Annotated in this window: 1 rRNA gene; it reads right to left on the minus strand. The window is 61.7% G+C overall.

The features are described from left to right. Positions 1-1,678 (minus strand): 23S ribosomal RNA (locus tag AC1AZA_RS11360); the annotation flags it as partial. Between the last annotated feature and the right edge of the window lie 160 nt (positions 1,679-1,838).

Consider the following 1,838-nt stretch of genomic DNA (forward strand, 5'->3'; position numbering starts at 1 on the left):
GGCCCCCACCATCACGCCTCGCCCACATGCACCCCGGATTTGCCTGGGATGCGGGCCGCACGCTTGACCACGGAAAACCACCTCCGCGGACGGCTACCCTCCTGCGTCACTCCTGCGCTCACCGACGGGACTACATTTCCCAAGCCCGTCCCCCCACGCCCGCCCGAAGGCGGGACCGGGACAACGGACGAGGTTAGCACTCGCCCCGCGGCCCTTGCACCATAATGCCGGTACGGGAATATCAACCCGTTCATCCAATCGACTACGCCTGTCGGCCTCGCCTTAGGACCCGACTCACCCGGGGACGACGAACGTGGCCCCGGAACCCTTGGTCATCCAGCGGCGGGGATCCTCCCCCCGCTCTCGCTACTCATGTCTGCATTCTCACTCCCCCGCAGTCCACCCCGGCTCACGCCAGGGCTTCGACCCGCGAGGGACGCTCTCCTACCCAGNCTGCCGCGTCTTCGGTGGCGTGCTTGAGCCCCGCTACATTGTCGGCGCGGGACCACTAGACCAGTGAGCTGTTACGCACTCTTTCAAGGATGGCTGCTTCTGAGCCAACCTCCTGGCTGTCTATGCGACCCCACATCCTTTCCCACTTAGCACGCGCTGAGGGACCTTAGACGACGGTCTGGGCTGTTTCCCTTTCGACGACGGAGCTTATCCCCCGCCGACTCACTGCCGGGATACACATCACGGGTATTCGGAGTTTGGCTGCTGTCGGTACCCCACAAGGGCCCTCAAGCATCCAGTAGCTCTACCCCCCGGATGAACTCACCCGACGCTGCACCCAAATGCATTTCGGAGAGAACCAGCTATCACGGAATTTGATTGGCCTTTCACCCCTAGCCCCAGGTCATCCCCCCGGTTTTCAACCCAGGTGGGTCCGGCCCTCCACGCGGTCCTACCCGCGCTTCAGCCTGCCCAGGGCTAGATCATCCCGCTTCGGGTCCAGGACAAGCGACTCAAACGCCATATTTCAGACTCGCTTTCGCTACGCATGCACCACACGGCTTATGCTCGCCACCCATCACTGACTCGCAGACTCATTTTTCGATAGGCACGCCGTCACCCCATCAAAGAGGCTCCGACGGATCGCAGGCACGCGGTTTCAGGAACTCTTTCACTCCCCTCCCGGGGTGCTTTTCACCTTTCCCTCACGGTACTCGTACACTATCGGTCAGACAGGAATATTCAGACTTACCCCACGGTCGGGGCGGATTCACACGGGATTCCACGAGGCCCGCGCTACTTGGGACATCCGATCCACAGACCATGCGCCGACGGGTACGGGACCATCACCCTCTACGGCCCGGCATCCAATCCGGTTCCCCTCACGCACGGTNGCCCGGCACGTCGGCACCGGGACACGAACTCCCACAACCCCCACGCCGCAACCCCCGACGGGTATCACACGGCACGGGTTTGGTCATCGTCCGCTTTCGCTCGCCACTACTCACGGAATATCTCCTCCTGCAGGTACTGAGATGTTTCACTTCCCTGCGTACCCCCCACCCAAACGGATGGTGACAGCCCATCGAGGCTGCCGGGTTGCCCCATTCGGAAACCCTCGGATCAAAGCCCTGTCGGCGGCTCCCCGAGGACTATCGCGGCCCCACGCGTCCTTCATCGGTCCTGTCTGCCAAGGCATCCACCACGAGCCCACACCAGCCAACCACGAACCCCAACCCCCAAGAGGGAAGGGAACGCGGGCCGGCGGCCATCGCAAACGTCCAGACGACACATCAACACACAAAACATGATCACAAACGACCGAACGAACAACAATAACAAACAAACTACTGAAGTTCGATCGAAATCAACAACGAAACCACCAC

This window comes from Bifidobacterium sp. LH_389 (genome assembly GCF_056357235.1).